Origin of the sequence: Chryseobacterium sp. (assembly GCF_008831505.1) — a bacterium.
In the GTDB taxonomy this organism is placed as follows: Bacteria; Bacteroidota; Bacteroidia; order Flavobacteriales; family Weeksellaceae; genus Marnyiella.
Genome location: NZ_CP044507.1, coordinates 2097746 through 2115207 on the forward strand (window position 1 = coordinate 2097746; position 17462 = coordinate 2115207).

22 protein-coding genes and 1 tRNA gene are annotated in these 17462 nt (G+C 44.3%); 8 read left to right on the forward strand and 15 right to left on the reverse strand.

Annotation, left to right across the window (positions count from 1 at the left end; genetic code table 11):
• The first annotated feature begins 31 nt into the window (after positions 1-31).
• Genes F7R58_RS09815 through F7R58_RS09830 form a run of 4 tightly spaced genes read left to right on the forward strand, consistent with a single transcriptional unit; the run spans position 32 to position 3352 of the window.
• Positions 32-1033, forward strand: coding sequence for a hypothetical protein (locus F7R58_RS09815; protein ID WP_158064747.1), 1002 nt, complete (start codon positions 32-34; stop codon positions 1031-1033).
• Positions 1034-1053: 20 nt separating this feature from the next.
• Positions 1054-2127 (forward strand): NTP transferase domain-containing protein, encoded by a 1074-nt coding sequence (locus tag F7R58_RS09820; RefSeq protein WP_158064748.1) that lies wholly within the window; start codon positions 1054-1056, stop codon positions 2125-2127.
• A 15-nt stretch (positions 2128-2142) separates the two neighbouring features.
• Complete coding sequence (gene fdhD, locus F7R58_RS09825; protein ID WP_158064749.1) at positions 2143-2964, forward strand: formate dehydrogenase accessory sulfurtransferase FdhD; 822 nt, start codon at positions 2143-2145, stop codon at positions 2962-2964.
• A 16-nt stretch (positions 2965-2980) separates the two neighbouring features.
• Positions 2981-3352 (forward strand): DUF7009 family protein, encoded by a 372-nt coding sequence (locus F7R58_RS09830; RefSeq protein ID WP_158064750.1) that lies wholly within the window; start codon positions 2981-2983, stop codon positions 3350-3352.
• Positions 3353-3356: 4 nt separating this feature from the next.
• Here the strand turns inward: F7R58_RS09830 and F7R58_RS09835 are convergent, their stop codons facing one another.
• The 12 genes from F7R58_RS09835 to F7R58_RS09890 all read right to left on the reverse strand — a co-directional run bounded on the left by F7R58_RS09835 (position 3357) and on the right by F7R58_RS09890 (position 11199).
• Positions 3357-3812, reverse strand: coding sequence for a DUF1801 domain-containing protein (locus tag F7R58_RS09835; protein ID WP_158064751.1), 456 nt, complete (start codon positions 3810-3812; stop codon positions 3357-3359).
• A gap of 120 nt (positions 3813-3932) precedes the next feature.
• Positions 3933-4274 (reverse strand): YkvA family protein, encoded by a 342-nt coding sequence (locus F7R58_RS09840; RefSeq protein WP_158064752.1) that lies wholly within the window; start codon positions 4272-4274, stop codon positions 3933-3935.
• An 83-nt stretch (positions 4275-4357) separates the two neighbouring features.
• Positions 4358-4918 (reverse strand): TlpA family protein disulfide reductase, encoded by a 561-nt coding sequence (locus tag F7R58_RS09845; protein WP_158064753.1) that lies wholly within the window; start codon positions 4916-4918, stop codon positions 4358-4360.
• 2 nt (positions 4919-4920) lie between these two features.
• Complete coding sequence (locus F7R58_RS09850) at positions 4921-5481, reverse strand: thioredoxin family protein (protein WP_187695230.1); 561 nt, start codon at positions 5479-5481, stop codon at positions 4921-4923.
• A gap of 32 nt (positions 5482-5513) precedes the next feature.
• Positions 5514-6575 carry a chorismate synthase gene (gene aroC, locus F7R58_RS09855; RefSeq protein WP_158064755.1) on the reverse strand — a complete coding sequence of 354 codons (1062 nt, stop codon included), beginning with the start codon at positions 6573-6575 and terminating at the stop codon, positions 5514-5516.
• Positions 6576-6686: 111 nt separating this feature from the next.
• Positions 6687-7226, reverse strand: a complete 540-nt coding sequence (locus F7R58_RS09860; RefSeq protein ID WP_158064756.1) for a glycine zipper domain-containing protein — start codon at positions 7224-7226, stop codon at positions 6687-6689.
• Positions 7227-7362: 136 nt separating this feature from the next.
• Positions 7363-7433 (reverse strand) — tRNA-Cys (locus tag F7R58_RS09865).
• 106 nt (positions 7434-7539) lie between these two features.
• Positions 7540-7902 carry a dihydroneopterin aldolase gene (folB, locus tag F7R58_RS09870; RefSeq protein WP_158064757.1) on the reverse strand — a complete coding sequence of 121 codons (363 nt, stop codon included), beginning with the start codon at positions 7900-7902 and terminating at the stop codon, positions 7540-7542.
• 108 nt (positions 7903-8010) lie between these two features.
• Positions 8011-9030: a quinolinate synthase NadA gene (nadA, locus tag F7R58_RS09875; RefSeq protein ID WP_158064758.1), complete on the reverse strand. Its 1020-nt coding sequence runs from the start codon at positions 9028-9030 to the stop codon at positions 8011-8013.
• Between the two features lies 1 nt (position 9031).
• A complete protein-coding gene (locus F7R58_RS09880; RefSeq protein WP_158064759.1) occupies positions 9032-9763 on the reverse strand; it encodes a hypothetical protein in 732 nt (243 codons plus the stop codon).
• On the reverse strand, positions 9760-10323 hold the full coding sequence (gene gmk / locus F7R58_RS09885) for a guanylate kinase (protein WP_158064760.1): 564 nt from the start codon (positions 10321-10323) through the stop codon (positions 9760-9762). Before gmk ends, F7R58_RS09880 begins: the two co-directional genes overlap by 4 nt.
• A gap of 18 nt (positions 10324-10341) precedes the next feature.
• Complete coding sequence (locus tag F7R58_RS09890) at positions 10342-11199, reverse strand: YicC/YloC family endoribonuclease (protein ID WP_158064761.1); 858 nt, start codon at positions 11197-11199, stop codon at positions 10342-10344.
• Between the two features lie 107 nt (positions 11200-11306).
• Here F7R58_RS09890 and miaA point away from each other — a divergent pair, with 107 nt between their 5' ends.
• Positions 11307-12221, forward strand: coding sequence for a tRNA (adenosine(37)-N6)-dimethylallyltransferase MiaA (miaA, locus tag F7R58_RS09895; protein ID WP_158064762.1), 915 nt, complete (start codon positions 11307-11309; stop codon positions 12219-12221).
• Positions 12222-12226: 5 nt separating this feature from the next.
• Positions 12227-12784 carry a thioredoxin family protein gene (locus F7R58_RS09900; RefSeq protein WP_158064763.1) on the forward strand — a complete coding sequence of 186 codons (558 nt, stop codon included), beginning with the start codon at positions 12227-12229 and terminating at the stop codon, positions 12782-12784.
• Positions 12785-12815: 31 nt separating this feature from the next.
• On the opposite strand, the gene F7R58_RS09905 is transcribed toward F7R58_RS09900, so the two are convergent.
• The gene (locus F7R58_RS09905; RefSeq protein WP_158064764.1) at positions 12816-13454 is read right to left on the reverse strand and encodes an MBL fold metallo-hydrolase; all 639 of its coding nucleotides are present in this window, start codon (positions 13452-13454) and stop codon (positions 12816-12818) included.
• A 93-nt stretch (positions 13455-13547) separates the two neighbouring features.
• On the opposite strand from F7R58_RS09905, the gene F7R58_RS09910 reads away from it, so the two are divergent.
• Positions 13548-14753, forward strand: coding sequence for a type IX secretion system plug protein domain-containing protein (locus F7R58_RS09910; protein ID WP_158064765.1), 1206 nt, complete (start codon positions 13548-13550; stop codon positions 14751-14753).
• Position 14754: 1 nt separating this feature from the next.
• Here F7R58_RS09910 and hemH read toward each other — a convergent pair whose 3' ends face one another.
• A complete protein-coding gene (gene hemH / locus F7R58_RS09915; protein WP_158065463.1) occupies positions 14755-15786 on the reverse strand; it encodes a ferrochelatase in 1032 nt (343 codons plus the stop codon).
• A gap of 127 nt (positions 15787-15913) precedes the next feature.
• Entirely contained in the window at positions 15914-16792 is an 879-nt protein-coding gene (locus tag F7R58_RS09920; RefSeq protein WP_158064766.1) for a NifU family protein, read from the reverse strand.
• Between the two features lie 114 nt (positions 16793-16906).
• Between F7R58_RS09920 and F7R58_RS09925 the strand changes: the two genes are divergently transcribed.
• Positions 16907-17431 (forward strand): gamma carbonic anhydrase family protein, encoded by a 525-nt coding sequence (locus F7R58_RS09925; RefSeq protein ID WP_158064767.1) that lies wholly within the window; start codon positions 16907-16909, stop codon positions 17429-17431.
• Positions 17432-17462: the final 31 nt, after the last annotated feature.

Sequence of the window (17462 nt, forward strand, 5' to 3'; positions counted from 1 at the left end):
TCAGTGCAGCATCAGGCTGCATTTTTTGTACATGGCAATAACAGCGAAACATCAAGCTTCAAACCTTATTACGCGACTTACGGCACTATGGGCGGTAAGCGAAAGCGGTTTGGGCGGCCTGTTTCATGCGATGAAACTTCCCTTCAGCGGATTGATTCTGGGCAGTTTTGCCGTGATGATTGTCACTTTTTTGGCTTCGCATTCCGACCGGAAGTTCCGGACCATTGTGCAGGCTACGCTTACCGTTGTACTTATAAAAGCCATTGCCAGTCCGCATTCACCTCTTACAGCCTATGTAGCAGTGCTCTTTCAGGGTTTGGCAGGCGCCCTGATCTATTCGCTTTTCCGGGTGAATTGTCTGTCATCTGTTTTCTACGGTATTATTGCGTTAATGGAAAGCGCCCTGCAGAAACTTCTGATGCTGATTTTAATTTTCGGTAAAAATCTTTGGGAGGCCTTTCAGGAATTTTTGACTTCACTGGCAAAGCAGTTTGGGCTTCAGGGCCTGGAACATCTACCGCTATTTATTGTGGGCGGATATTGTCTGATCTATTTTTGTGGCGGAATCTTAGCAGGCGTCTATTCAATAGCATTACCGGTAGCCATCAGGAAAAGAGCGGAAGAATTAAGATACCAAACAGTGAAGGTAACAGCGCCGGAAATTCCAAAAAGGAAGAAAAAAAATAAGATGAAACTTTTGGGGATCATGTCCATACTTTTATTTATTGTTACGGTATTTGCATTTTCAGGCTCGGTGAATAAGGCAGTCTATTCTCTGCTGCGCACATTTGCCGCGCTGGCACTTATCTACCTGATTATAAATCCACTTTTCACTTATTTTCTCACCCGGTGGAAGGACCGCACAAGAAACAGTAATCCCGGAAATCTTCAGGCTGTACTTGCTTTTGTGCCCGCATTCAGGAACCACGCCAGGACCGCATATCTTTACGCAGAAGGTGAAAATTCTTACCTTAAAAAGGTGAAAATTTTCCTGCTTACATGGATGGCACTCGCACTGTTCTGTGAGGAGTGAAAATTCACTACATTTAGCTGATGGCTTTCTGTAAGAATATTTATATACTTTCCGGCCATACAGGCTCAGGAAAAACTACAATGCTGACCGAATGGGCGGCAGACCACCCTAATGCCGGTGGAATTTTATCACCCGTGATTAACGGCAGACGCCATTTCCTGGATATTTCTACAGGTGAAAAGCAACTACAGGAAACGCCGCAGGGTTCACTTAGAGTAGGCCGCTTCAGGTTTTCGCAAACGGCATTCAACTGGGCCTATGAAGTTTTACAAAAGCAGCTTCAAAAGGGTTATGAATGGCTTATCGTTGATGAAGTTGGTCCTTTGGAACTGTCGCAGGGAAAAGGTTTTCATAGATTTGTCACGGAAATTATAAATTCTGAACCTCATCCCGCCAAACTGCTTTTTGTAGTACGACCCACTCTCGTTAACGAATTCATCCGAACGTACAGTCTAGAAAAAGTAAAAATTTTTCCCAAGAACTGTTTAAAAGGACAGCTCCTGCCTGAACTTAAAGGAATTGTCCTTTGCGGCGGTAGGAGTACAAGGATGGGAATGGATAAAGCTTTGCTGCAGTATGCAGACCTGCCTCAGTGGAAAATGGTGCACCGGATGCTGGGGAGTTTTTGTGAGAAAGTAATGATTTCCGTAAATCAGCACCAGGGTGACAAGTGGTGTTGCAAAGACACTTTTCTCTGGTGTGCAGACCATCCGCAATACAATGACAAAGGACCCCTCACCGGCATTCTTAGCTGTCTGGAAGGTTCTGATCAGGGCTGCTTTATTGTAGCTGTTGATTATCCACTGCTTAAAACGGAGCATCTGATAGAACTTTGGAATGCCCGTAACGGTCACTCGGAAGCGGTCTGTTTCAGCGTGAAGGGTCAAAAGGAGCCGCTGGTTTCCATTCTGGAGCCCGCAGCCGTGGCAAAACTTAAAAAGTTCGCCGCAGCCGGCGGAAACTCATTAAATAAATTTCTCGGGGAGATTAAAACAGTAAAAGTGGAACTTGCGGATATGGGATTTATGCTGAACATCAACACGGAGCAGGAATACCTGCAACTAAAATCGGATCCTGATTTCAGAAATGCGTAACAAACAGAAAAAAACATGACAAAAGAAGTGACCATCTATAAAATCAGTGATTTTGGGACCTCGGTAGACGCAAAAAAAGATATTCTTGCAGTAGAGGAACCGCTTGAGATTTCGGTAACCGCCGGCGGGAAAACCACTCCCCTGTCGGTAACGATGAGAACCCCCGGCAATGACGGCGAACTGGCCATAGGCTTCCTGTTTACCGAGGGCATTATTTCTTCTGCCAACGACCTGGCCGACCCACCTTATAAAAACACCGGTGACAATCAGACCACTGTTTACCTGAAGCCGGGCCTGGAACATAATCTTCAGAAGGTGAAAAGAAATTTTTATACGACCAGCAGCTGCGGTGTATGCGGTAAAGAAAGTATTGAGGCCATTATGCAGGTTTGCAGAACACCTGCGCAGATCGATGACAGAAAATTATACATCCGGCATTTATTTGAACTAAACGGAAAACTGCGGACGGCTCAGGAAATGTTCAATTCAACAGGTGGCATCCATGCTTCCGCGCTTTTTGATTTTCAGGGAGAATTAATTACGCTTCGCGAAGATGTAGGCCGGCATAATGCTTTAGATAAACTTATAGGCGCAGAACTGCTGAAATGGAATGAGAAAGAGTTTTTTTTGCAGCAGCATATCCTGCTTCTGAGCGGACGGGCAAGTTTTGAACTCGTGCAAAAGGCTGCTATGGTCGGAATTCAGGTTATTTGCGCCATTGGCGCACCCAGTTCACTGGCGGTGGAAACTTCAGAAAAATTTGGCATTACCCTGATCGGATTCCTGAAAAACGGAAACGCAAATATCTACTGCGGTGCTGACCGCCTAAATTACTAATCGTTATATTTATCTCATGAAAATTAGAATTAAAGGCAACAGCGTTCGTTTACGCCTCACAAAAAGCGACGTGCAGGCACTTAGAGAAACAGGTAACGTTTCAGAATCGACAGTAATTTCACCCGGGAATATCTTTACCTACATACTACAGAAGAATACCGAAGCACCCAGGATGTACTGCAGCTTTTCTGAGGGTAAAATGACTGTACATTTGCCGCACGACAAACTTTGTACCCTGATCTATACAGAGGAAATAGGGGTACAGGACTATGCCGAAAACGGACAGGAAGGCGGCCTGTTTCTTCTTGTTGAAAAAGACCTGAAATGTCTGGACACCACCTCTGAAGACCAGTCCGATATGTTTGATAATCCGAAAACTTCCTGCTAACCTGTTATTTCTTCAGATTACCTTCATATAAACTGATCCACTCCTGCGCAGTCATCTTCTGGACCAGCTGCCCCATAAGTTCAAAAGGAATTTCTTCCGGCTTCTTGAAGCGGATGCACGATTTCCCCATGTCCAACTTTCGTTTGCAGTGTTTTGGATACTCGGCAACAAACCAGTCGTGCAGTTCGGGACTGGCATAGATTCCCATATGATAAAATGCAATGAAATTTTTTTGCGAGGCCATACCCAGAAATGGAAGCGGCTCACCGGGTGTACAGTGATAACCGTTCGGATAAACCGACAGCGGGACATTCCAGCCCATCATACCATAACTTACAGCCTCCTCAAAATCCGGCGGAAGATTTTCTTTCACTGTTTCATAAAGTTTCTGCATTGCTGGCTTACGCTCGTCCGGCACCTTGCTCAGGTAATCTTCTACACTCACAGACTCAATTCTCATGGTAATTTTTTATAAAAATAAATAATTTATCGGACTATCCATTAATATATAATCCTACCGAAGAACTTAACAGGTCGGAAAATCTTTAAATGCAACAGCCCGCTGTGGCGGGCTGTGATATTAGTCTATTATTTCAGCATCAGAAATGTTCCTGGTATTTCCAATCTTCTCAGCTTCCCAAAGGAGGAATTTATCTACTTCCTTCAGTAATTTGGGTAAGGCCAGCGACAAAACCGCCAGGTCGTCAGCCACACCCAAAACAGGAATGGCGATTTCCGGCAGCAGATCAATTGGCGAAATAACATACAGTAGGCCCAATAGCGGCAGAATGATATCTACTGCATTTACGGGATACATACCTTTTCTCCAGTAATTGACCATCCGGATAATGTCCGGAATCTTTTTTATGAAACCTTTGTGCTTAATGGCCTGTTTAGCCAGTTCAATTTTAGAATATTTCATTATTGGTGTTATATTTTTCTAAGAAAAGAAATAAACAATTAGCCTGCCAACGCTGATCGCATACCTGTTAACAAAGTATAAAATTACTTCTCTGCCTTTGTAAACTTATCAAGAAATGAATGTACTTCCGCGGCGTTCCAATCCTTAGTGGCGGTTTCCTTCTGAAGAATTCGCCCGTTTGCGTCCAGAACAAAAGTGGTAGGAAAAACTTTAGGCAGGATCTTGCCGTCAATGGGACTTTCGGCAATGTAAACAGGAACCGTATAATTATTGTCCTTCATAAATTTTCTCACATCCTCTTCCTTATCCATCATTGCGATAAGCACAAAATCCATGTTGTGCTTGCGGCTGTCATACAGTTTCTGAATAGAAGGCCACTCCTCGCGGCATGGCTTACACCAGGTACCCCAAAAATTGAGGAAGAGCAATCTTTTTCCTTTAAAATTCTTAAGATTTGTGCTTGTTGTATTAATACCTTTCAGGACCACATCATAATCCGCGTCATCTACCGTTACAGCCTCCTGCACCGTAGCCACCGGAACAAACTGTTCCTGCAGGTACTGTCGTACTCCGGGAACGGCTACTGCGATTCCCGCGGCTAAAAGGAGGACTATAAAAATTAAATTCTTACGTAAAAACCTCATTTTCAAATTAGTTTAAGTATTTCCTCAATAGCGTCTTTACCCCTGTTTTTGGCATAATATACCTGCAGGTCATTATAAAACTGCTCACGCGGATAAGCTGCTTCGTCCGCCTTGAATTTAGCCAGCAACTGGTTGCCGTATTGTGGCCGTGGGCCCCAGACTGCAGTTACATTGAACTCTTCATCCAGGACGAGAACCTTAGGAATGGACTGTGTTCCATTTGTTAAATACTGATTGATCAGTGTAGTGTCGGAATCCCTCAGAAAAATCCTGACCTGCACGCCGGCTGCATCAAAAAATTCAGCAACTGCCGGAACCGTAGCACTTGCGTCACCACACCAGGGTTCAGAAATAATTAAAATCCGGCCTTTGAACTGCTTAGCCTTAAAGTTCTCAAGCAATTCCGCATCAGGCTTAAAGGTCTTGAGTGTGCGCTCCATGCGGTGCAGCCCCAGTTCATAATATTCAAAATAATCATCTTTTTCTGATGTCTCGGTAGCACGGCGCTGGGCCTCGTCCATATATTCTTCAAAAGACAGTGCGGTTTGCCAGTATTTTTCCATTTTAATTCCTGTTTATCAATTAATTGCTAAAATTAAATCTTCCTGAGTTTATTGATGAGATAAAGGTCTGCCAGCACAAAGGCGGCAAGGTTTTCCACGATAGGCACGGCGCGCGGTAAGATACAGGCATCATGACGTCCCCTTCCCTCTACGGTTACAGTATTCCCGTGTCGGTCTACACTTTGCTGGTTCCGCAACAGGGTAGCCACTGGCTTGAAAGCCACACGGAAATAGATGTCCATCCCATTTGAGATACCACCCTGTATTCCACCGGAAAGATTGGTCTTAGTACTGAAATCTTCATTAAAAAGATCATTATGCTCTTTACCTGTCATTCGGGCGCCGCAAAATCCGCTTCCATATTCAAAACCTTTTGCGGCATTGATGTTCAGCATGGCCTTAGCAAGTTCAGCCTGTAGTTTCCCAAACACAGGTTCGCCTATGCCGGCAGGCATATTACGGATAACACAGGTAATGGTTCCGCCAATCGTATTGCCTTCTTTTTTTATTTCCTTTATCCGGCTGATCATTTTTTCAGCTGTAACGGGATCAGGACAGCGTACATCACTTTCATCTGTTTTTGACAGGTCCAGGTCCTGATAGGGTTTTTCGCAAAAAATGTCACCAACTGAAGAAACATAAGCCTCAATTGTAACTTCAGCAGGCAGAATTTGGCGTGCTAAACTTCCAGCCACGACCCAGTTTACTGTTTCACGTGCTGAGGATTTGCCGCCACCGCGGTGATCCCGGATCCCGAACTTGCGGTCATAAGTGAAATCGGCATGGCTGGGCCTGTAAGAATGTGCCAGATGCTCGTAATCCCCGCTTTTCTGATTTTCGTTTTGAATGATAAATCCAATGGGTGTGCCAGTAGTTTGGCCATCAAAAATCCCGGAAAGAAACTGTACCCTATCACTTTCCTTTCTTTGGGTGACAATATTAGACTGCCCGGGTTTCCGTCGGTCCAACTGATGCTGCACCATTTCAAGATTAGCGGACACACCCGCCGGAAAGTTGGTGATGATGCCGCCATATGCCGGTCCGTGACTTTCACCGAAGGTGCAAAGCGTTAAAAAATTCCCCAGATTGAACATAGTACAAAGTTAAGGAAAAGTTGGATGCGGACTGCATGAGTACAGGGCAGTCCGGAGGAAGGGATAAAAAAAGGACCGCTGCATGCGGCCCCTGTATTTAAAATGTTCTTATTATTGTGGGATACGTCCCTGCTTCTTATCAACCTGTCGTCCGATTACATAACCACTGGCACCACCAATGATACCACCAACTACGGCGCCACCACCTCTGTTTTTCTTGTTAAGCAAAGCACCAGCTGCGGCACCTGTTACAGCACCTACGACCGTACCTTTGGCTGTGTGACTCATTCCCTGTCTTTGGGGAGCCTGCTGAACGGTACCTGCATTACCGGAAGATGATCCGCTATTGCTGGAGTAACGAGGAGTATTATCCACGTAAACAGTTCTGGTTTCACGCACCACATTGGTTCTGGCTGATGCTGCGGAGGCCTGTCTTGCCTGTTGCACCTGGGCAACACTGTCAGCTTTTTTCTGTGTCTCGTACGCCATTCTTTCTTTCTCAATAGCCAGTTTTTGCTTTTCAATCTCTAACTGACGCTGCTGGAATTCTATTTTCTGCTGCTCCAGAGATTTCTCGGCTACTTTATCCTCTTTTTGACAGGCTGTAAGCATCATGATTGATACTGCACCTGCTGCTATTATATTTTTCATAACTTTAATTTTAAATGCAACTTTCTATTTTCAGATAAAAGTATGCCAAATGTGAAACCAAAGCGGTGTTAACAAAATGTTAAATAAATTAAATGTTCATAAAAATGAAAACCAGCAGTAAAAACTGCTGGTTTAGAGGTTCCTAGCGGATTCGAACCGCTGTACGTGGTGTTGCAGACCACTGCCTAGCCACTCGGCCAAAGAACCATTTTGGTGTGCAAATATAGGGTTTTATTTAAATTTAAAAAAATTATTTCAGAAAATATAGGGTAAGCCCCCTGCATCACTAAGTTTTGCAGTCTTAAATGGCTTGTTACCTGAAACTTTTTGCCAGCTCCACACTCACCCCGTCCATTTCACCCTGCATTGGTGGATTAGTCTTGGTGAGTTTTATGCGGATATATGTTAGCTGGTTAAATTCGTCCTGAAGTCTGTTGATAATCCTTGCAGTTACATGCTCCAGCAATTTTGAGGGGATTTTCATCTCCTTATGAATTACGGAATTTATTTCCGCATAATTAACGGTGTCAGCCAGATCGTCGGTTGCCGATGCCTTCCAGAGATCCGCATGCAACTCCACATCCAGCAAATAATAGGTGCCGGTAAGCGTTTCCTCCGGAAGCACACCATGGTAAGCGTAGATCTTCAGGTTTTCCAGCAGTATTTTTGAGGTCATATGCTCTTTCTTCTGTTTTATAAATAGTTATCCTATAATTCACGGAGATCAGCTGTGAACAGACGAACTCATCACTGAATCATCAAATCATTGAATCATTGAATCAGATCACTTTATCGTCTTGCTCATTTCAAGCATGGCCTCAATAGGTTTTAATGCCTTAAGGCGCAACTCTTCATCAATCAGAATTTCAGGTAACTCATACTTCATACACAGATAAAGTTTTTCCATTGTATTCCGTTTCATATAAAAACATTCGGAGCAGTTGCAGCTTTCATCAAAAACCAATGCAGGAATAAGCTCTTTGTGCGGGGCACGCTTTCTCATCTCATACAGAATTCCTTCTTCAGTAGCTACGATAAATTTCTGACTGTCATCTTTTTCCACATAATTAAGCAGTGCCGAAGTTGAACCGATAAAATGTGCCAGATCAAGAACGGCAGATTCACTTTCGGGGTGGGCAATAAGTTTTGCATCTGGGTTCTGAGCAAGTTGTGAGGCAATCCTTTCCATGGAGAAAGCTTCATGAACGATACAGCTGCCGTCCCAGAGAATCATATCGCGACCGGTCTTCTTGGTTAACCACGCACCCAGATTCTTATCCGGAGCAAAGATGATAGGCCTGTCCTGCGGAAGGGACCGGATAATGGTTTCGGCATTTGAGCTTGTTACAATTATGTCGGATTCTGCTTTGGTCTCCGCGTTACAGTTGATGTAGGTAGCAATAAGCGCATCAGGATATTTGGCACGCATAGCCCGCAGACCTTCACCACTACAACCGTCTGCCAGTGAACAGCCTGCCTGGGTATCCGGCAACACCACTTTCTTGGTGGGATTCAGGATTTTGGCAGCTTCAGCCATAAAATGCACGCCACAGAAGGCGATCATATCTGCATCGGTATCCTTTGCCTGTCTGGCCAGTTGCAGTGAATCACCCAAAAAATCAGCAATGTCCTGGATGGCGGGTGGCTGATAATAATGCGCCAGGATGACGGCATTCTTTTCTTTTTTAAGGTCCAGAATGGCCTGCACCAACGCTTCACCTTGCGGAATGACCACATTTTCTATGTTGAGAAATCCCCTGACCGGGAGATTTGCCTTTGCTTTATCTAAAAATTCGGTACTCATGCTAAAAATATTTAGGATTAGGATGTTTAAATGTATAATTAAAATCGTCAATGAACTTCTGAGAGCTGATGATGCGGCCATTTACTCCATCGGCTGAGTCATCGCTTCTATGAACTTCCAGGTCCAGAATCTCCCCGACTGTTGGGTGTACCGGAGCCACCAGATTGTATGTTTCACCGGCAGGTGGACTGTTCAAAACAGCTTCAACAGCAAGAATAATGTCCGTAAAATGGATGTGATTTGCCAACTTTTCCGGATCAGGCGGTGATTTGCTGCGGTAAAAGTTTTGCAGCGACCGTCCATCACCCATAATTCCGCCCAAACGAAGAACAATCGTTTGAGGATATTTTGCGGACACTGTTCTTTCAGCGCTTACAAGATCTGCTCTCAGACCTTCCTTATTCTCCTCTGTGAAAACACCATTCTGCTGCGGATAAATTCCTGTAGAACTGAAAAAAACGGAATGATTTGTTTCCAGCTCCAGTTTCTTAAAGCCGGCATGCCAATTAGGGCTCGCTGCCGGCATACTGAAAATCACCGCATCCAGAGTCTCACACGCCGGAATTTCCTCAGTATTTGTAAAGTCAAACAAATAAACCTGGGAAGCGACAGTCTTCAGTTGCTGTACTTTTTCGGGACTGGTTGTAGTAGCAATTAAATGATGCCCCTTCTGCTTCAGATAAGCAGAAAGCCTTACACCAACCCAACCACAACCCACGATGGCAATTTTCATGAAGCCAGGAAATTTTCAATTACCTTAACTACGGCATCCTTGGCCACCTGGAGATCATCATTAACCAAAATCTCATCAAACTGATCTTTATAGCTCATTTCTTCACTGGCTTTCGCCACACGGTTTACAATTGTTTCAGCATCGTCCGTAGCGCGAAGGTGCAACCGTCTCTCCAATTCTTCAATGGACGGAGGCATAATGAAAATGGAGATGGCTTTATCATCAAAATACTTTTTCAGGGCAATTCCGCCTTTAACATCCACATCAAAAATGACCGTCTTATTCTCTTCCCAAATGCGCTCCACTTCAAATTTTAGGGTACCGTAATATTTGTCATTGTACACTTCCTCATACTCCACAAAAGCATTCTCAGCGATCCGTGTACGGAATTCGTCTGGGCTGATGAAATGATAATCTATACCATTTTTCTCCTCCCCTCGCGGACTGCGTGTAGTGCAGGAGACAGAAAACGACAGTTGCGGGAAAGTTTCCAGACAGTGTTTCACCAGGGTGGTTTTACCACTACCGGAGGGTGCCGAGAAAATAATCACTTTTTGCATCTTTGGGGATAAGTATTTTTATAAAACGTTCAGGGTTTGCTCTTTAATCTTCTCCAGATCATCCTTCATCATTACCACAAGCTTCTGGATCTCTGCATGGTTTGCCTTGGAACCCAGCGTGTTGATCTCGCGCCCTATTTCCTGAGAGATGAAACCTAATTTTTTACCGTTAAGGTTTTCGTTCTTCATAACTTCGGTATAGTACTTCAGATGCTGTATCAGGCGCACTTTTTCTTCTGAAATATCCAGTTTCTCGGTATAATAGGCCAGTTCCTGATAAAATCTTGTCTCATCAATATTTCCGAACTCTTTCAGCGTGTTTTGATAGCGCTCTTTCACTGCTTCCAGTCGGATTCCTTCATACGGAACCACCATGGAAAGATAGGTTTCTATATTATGGATATTCCGCTTAAGCTCTTCGTGCAGGATATCGCCTTCAGTCTTGCGGAATTCTTCAAATTTCGTTAATGCCTCGTCCACAAGTTCACTGATCAGGAGCCATTCCCTTTCGGTGACCTCCTCATTCTTTGCTGTTGTAGCGTCCGGCATCCTGATGGCCATTTTAAGGTACTCAAAGTCGGGACCGTCTGCGGCTACCGCTTTTAGCTGAGCCATATATGATTTTACAAGTTCCGAATTAATGCTGGTATCACCGGTCACAGCGGTAGTCTCCAGGTTGATGTAACAGTCCACTTTACCACGCATAATGCGGTCGTTCAACACCTTACGGATTTCAAACTCCTTTTCTTTGTATCGCTGCGGCATCTTGATATTAAGGTCAAAAGCTTTACTGTTCAGCGATTTGATGTCAACTGTAATTTTTCTGCCTTCTAAGCCCCCTTCGCTTCTGCCGAAGCCGGTCATGGATAAAATCATAGAATGTAATTAGGTAACAAAGATAAAGATTATTGAGGGAAACTGCGGACCCGGCGCGGCTAATTCGGGAATGTGCATTTCTGAAAAAAATTAAGGAAATTTGCAGCGTGAAAAAGTTAATCTCCATCGTTGGGACTACAGGAATTGGGAAAACCACGCTTGCCATCAATATTGCAAAATATTTAGGCACCGAAATCATCTCCTGCGACTCGCGGCAGTTTTTTCGTGAAATGCCCATTGGAACGGCCGCCCCCTCGTCTGAAGAGTTGGCTGCTGTACCTCATCATTTCATCGGAAACCTCTCGGTAAAGGATTATTATTCCATTGGTCAGTATGAGCGGGACGCCCTTCAACGGATTTCTGAACTTTTCGGAAAGCACGATGTTGCGGTGTTGGTGGGTGGCAGCATGATGTACGAAAAAGCCGTCATTAACGGACTGAACAGTCTGCCGGAGGCTGATGAAACGAATCAGAAAAAACTGGAAGCCCTGTTTAAAGAAGGTGGAATTGCTGCATTACAGGCCTTACTTCAAAAAGAAGACCCTGCTTACTTTGAAATTGTGGACAGAGATAATCACCGCCGGCTGCTGCGCGCGCTGGATGTGATTTGGCAGACGGGGAAAACGTACACTGAAAATATTGCGGAGCCAACGGATCCGCGCGATTTTGAAGTGATCCGTATCGGAATCGAGGCTCCGCGTGAAAACATTTATGAGCGCATCAACCAACGCGTGACGCAGATGATGGAGAAAGGGCTGCTGGCAGAGGTTCAGTCACTTCTTCCGTACCGCGACCTCACCGCACTGCAAACCGTGGGATATACAGAGCTTTTCAGATATCTTGATGGTGAATGGACACTTGATTTTGCACTTGATGAGGTCAGGAAAAATTCGCGCAGGTTTGCCAAAAGACAACTGACCTGGTATCGTAAAGAAGAGGATATACATTGGGTAAACTACGAAAATTCACTGCAGGAATCCTTATCTTTGCTGTTGAATCACAACATCAAACCAAAAAACTGAAAGTAATGGCAAACACTCCTTCCAATATGCTTGAATTGGGCACTAAGGCTCCCTTCTTCGAACTTCCTAACCCTTCACACTCCAACGAACTTCAGTCGCTGGATGAACTGAAAGGTGAAAAAGGAACTCTTGTAATTTTTATGTGCAACCACTGTCCCTTCGTATTACATGTAATTGATAAACTGGCGGAACTGTACGAGGATTACAATGATAAAGGAATTGAGTTTATCGCGATCAATGCGAATGATGCTGAAAAGTATCCCGCTGATGCTCCGGAGAAGATGACCGAGTTTCAGGTGGAGAGAAAATTTGACTTTCCATATCTGTACGATGAAAGCCAGGCCATTGCAAAAGCTTATGATGCAGCCTGTACCCCGGATTTTTTCTTTTTTGATGACAAACTGGATCTTGTTTACCGCGGGCAGATGGACGACAGCCGGCCGGGTAACCAAAAGGAAGTTACCGGCGAGGATTTGATCGTTGCTTTTGAAAATCTGCTTGCCGGAGCACCTCAGGAAGAAATGCAGCGGCCCAGTATGGGATGTAACATCAAATGGAAATAAAACTGAACGCACCCGATTGGGTGCGTTTACTTTATCTGAAAAAAGGATTATACTGCTTTTCAAAACCTATGGTGGTAGGATTACCGTGCCCACTGTATACTTTGGTATCGTCGGGAAGGGTAAAGAGCTTTTCGCTGACACTTGCGATCAGCTGTTCATGATTTCCCTTATATAAGTCCGTCCGACCGATGCTGCCTTCAAAGAGTACATCGCCGGAAAGAGTCAGACCGCTTTCTTTACTGTAATAGGCAACACTTCCGGGGGAGTGGCCCGGCACATGAAAAACTTCCAGTTGATCTTCACCCAGGGAAATCATCTCTTTTTCCTTCAGAAATTTAAGTTCGCCGCTGAAAGGTTTGAAAAAGAAACCGAAACGGTTGGCATCCATAGGATTGCGGTCCAAAATCTCCTTTTCAATTTCGTGCAGCTTCACGGGAACTTTATAGGTATCGTGTGCCCACTGCAAACCCAGCACATGGTCGATATGCGCATGGGTCAGCAGAATATTCTGAACGGTTAAGCCATTTTCGCCGATAAAATTCTGAAGTTGCTGTGTTTCCGCATCACTGAAATTGCCGGGATCCACAATAAAAGCCCGCCGTTCGTTATTATAAATGATGTAGGTATTTTCTGAGAAAGGATTAAAGACGAAAGATTTTATATGAAGCATTGCTTTGTTTTATAAAAAGCAAAAATACGAATATCTGTAAGAGTGCAGCACCACCCTTAACCAGTTGGTGTAATTTTCGTTATCTTCGTGGAGATGAAACCATTAACTATAACCTTACTGTTTCTGTCGGTTTATATTTTCGGACAGGACATCCGCAGTATACAGCTTTTCAACCCCCAAACCAACGATGAAACACCTGTAATTGGCTTTAATGAAAGACTCATTCTGAAGTTTGACGATTTTTCCAATTCCAGCACCGCGTACAGATACACAATCCGGCATCTGGACCGGAACTGGAAGGACGACGGCCTTTTTTTCACGGAATATGCACAGGGCAGCCTGAACGCGCTGATCGATGATTTCAGATACTCATTCAACACTTTACAGAAATATACCAATTACACGCTTACCATTCCAAACGAAAAAATAAAACCAAAGATCTCAGGTAATTACGAGCTGGTGGTTTATACCGACAGTGCCAGCAGGCCGGTGTTCACAAAGAGATTCTCGGTCACTGAATCTGCGGCCGAAGTAGGTGTATTGGTAGGCCGAACCACCGACGCCCGGAACCCGCAGATCAACCAGAGGGTTGAAGTGCAGGCCAGCGGTCCGGCTCTGCTTCAGAATTTGAATTCCGTAAGTCTTTCGGTGGTGCAGAACAACAATATAAATATGGCTCTTAATAATCTGAGACCTACGACAACTTTGGGTAACCGCATAATGTTCCAGCAGATGAACCTTGCATTCCCCGGAAACATGGAATTTTATTATTTCGACAATAAAATAATTGATCAGGCAATAGACATGGTATCGGGCACGGAGCAGATTGACGGAACCAACTATACTTATCTTCATCCCGTATGGGCCTATCCGGAGAACTATCAGTATCAACCTGATGTAAACGGCGCTTTCTATTTCCGTAGAAATGATTTGGGTATTGAGCGGAATGCCGACAATGAGGCCGATTATTCTTGGGTACATTTCACCCTGGAATCGCACAAAATGGATAAAGACATCTTTGTCCTGGGTGCTTTTAACGATTTTAAACCGGGGAAAGAAAACCAGATGACATATGATGAAGGAAGAGGAATGTACGTTGGCAGGATATATTTGAAACAGGGTTTCTACAATTACATCCTGGCCACAAGGCCTCCCGGCGGACAGTTAAACTTCGGCGAAATCAACGGTAATTTCTGGCAAACCGAAAACTTGTACCAGGCGTATCTTTACTACACTCCTTTTGGCCGAAACTATGACGGTCTTATGGGTTACGGCGAATTCAGAACGCCGGTTCGCTAGCTCAGACCAGAAAAAAATCTTCCAGCCGCTCTTCGCAAAGGGTCTTCACTACTTCAATCCAGCGGTCTTCATCGTTAAGACACGGAATATAGTGGAAATTTTCGCCTCCGGCATGCATGAATTCCTCTTTGCCTTCCACGGAAATTTCTTCCAGCGTCTCCAGACAGTCCGAAACAAAGGCGGGACAAACGATCGCGAGATTTTTAATCCCTTTCTTCGGTAAGTTTTCCAGAGTTTCGTCGGTGTAAGGCTCAATCCATTTATCGTTGCCCAATCTGGACTGAAAGGTAACAATAGTTTTCTCCTTTGGGATATTTAGCCTTTCAATGACTGACTCCGTAGTTTTGAAGCACTGATGCCTGTAGCAAAACTGATGACTGGGATTGGTATCGCGTGAACAGCAGTCGTTCAGGTTGCAGGTTTTGGTAGGATCCGTTTTATAGATATGCCTTTCCGGAACACCGTGGTAGGAAAACTGCAGCGCATCATAATTTTCAGGCAGCTTTTCGCGGATGCTTTCAGCCAGACAGTCAATATAAATATCACGGTTATAGAAAGGCTGCACATAATTGATTCTGACTCCCGGGAAGAACTTTTTCCGGACCTCTTCGGCTTTTTCTACAACTGTTTCCGTAGTACTCATGGCATACTGTGGGTAAAGCGGGAACAGCACAATATCGGTAACGCCCTGCTCAGTAAGGCTGCGGATACCGTTTTCAATGCTGGGTTCGGCATATCTCATACCTATTTCCACCGGCACATCCACAAGCTTCTGTAATTTTGTCTGAATCTGTTTGGTTATAACAATCAGCGGCGATCCTTCCGGTGTCCAGACCGTTTTATAGGCTTCAGCAGACTTTGGCGGCCGCGTGCGCAGGATGATTCCCTGCACGAGCAAACTCCGGAAAAACCATCTGTAATCAATCACTCTTTCGTCCATCAGAAATTCATCCAGATACTCTTTTACATCCTGGACATCTGTAGATTTCGGAGAACCCAGATTAACAAGTAAAATACCTTTGCGTGTAGGCATTCCTGACGCCTGACTGTTGATATCTTGCAATTTTTTATTTTTAATGTTTTGGAAACTTAATTTGCTGATGGTTCTGAAAATATTTTCATCAGGAGGTATAGAAAAATAGGACTTGGACAAGTGGCTGTTAACCGTTCACAGCCTCCACCTGCTCCACAAGTTCCGGAACAAACTGTTTCAGCAGGTTTTCAATTCCGCCTTTCAGTGTGGCCGTAGAGCTTGGACATCCTGAGCATGCGCCCTGAAGCAACATCTTAGCTGTTTTGGTAGAGGCGTCGTACTCTAACAGGGAGATTTTACCGCCGTCATTTTCAACTGCCGGCGCTACATATTCATTCAGAATGTCAGAAATTTTCTGCTCCTGGTCCGTATATTCCCTTTTGATGATATTTTCAACGGGACTTTCATGTTTCTGTGCTGTAATATTGGAAATGGAGCCGCCATTCTGAAGGTACTCGGCAATAAAAGCGCGAACGGCGACCATTACTTCATGCCACTGCACCGATTCATCCCTTGTTACTGCCACAAAATTATCAGAGATGAAGACTTCCCTGGCAAAATCAAATTCCTCAAACACGGCTTTAGCCAGTGGAACGTCTAAATCCTGGTCCCTGCTTTTCACTTCCACAAACCCATCCAGCAGCAGTCGGTTCGAAACAAATTTCATTACATTTGGATTGGGAGTCATTTCAGCATAAATCTGGTACATCTCCTTTCTCTTTTGAAGATAGATGCGTGGATTGGCCAGTAATTCATCCTCGATGACATTCTTAAGACTTTCGGCCACCATATCCCACTCTACACTGTCCTGTTTGGCCACAGCGATAAAATTGGCTGTAATAAACATCCTGTCTACAAAAGGATAGTTGAAAAGTTCCTGTGCCAGCGGAATTTCTGATATATCTGAAGACCTGTCCAGTTCCAGAGAACCCGGAATAAGGTTGTAGTCGGCTACAAACTTCATCACTTTCGGGTTTTCGGTAGGCTCTATAATTATTTGTCTCATTTTATTCTTTAAATTTGAATGTACAAAAATACAGATTATTAAGCGGCTTACAGAATCCGGCATTTAGATATTTTCAATTCCGCTTTAACCATCTTTCAATTAAGAAAATTCATAATGGCTTTAGTAAAAGAACTTTTGGGCAAGAGTCCACAAATAGGCGATAACACCTTTCTGGCAGAAACTGCAACCATCATTGGTGACGTGACAATGGGTAAAGACTGCAGCATTTGGTATAATGCCGTAATCCGTGGCGATGTTCATTATATAAAAATGGGCGATAAAGTAAATGTACAGGACAATGCCATGCTGCACTGCACTTACGAGAAATATCCGCTGATTATCGGTAACAATGTTTCCATTGGCCACAACGCAATCGTTCACGGCTGCCACATTAAGGATAATGTACTGATCGGTATGGGAGCCATTGTTATGGACGACTGCACCGTAGAAAGTAATTCCATAGTAGGAGCAGGTTCCCTGGTGACCCAGGGAACCCACATTAAATCCGGTGAAGTTTGGGGCGGAATCCCGGCCAGGAAAATAAAGGACATTTCTTCTGATCTGCTGGAAGGCGAAGTAAACCGCATTGCCAACAATTATGTAAAATACTCCGGCTGGTACAAGGAAAATGAATTATAGATTCCCCTCTAGCTCCGGGTCAAGATATATA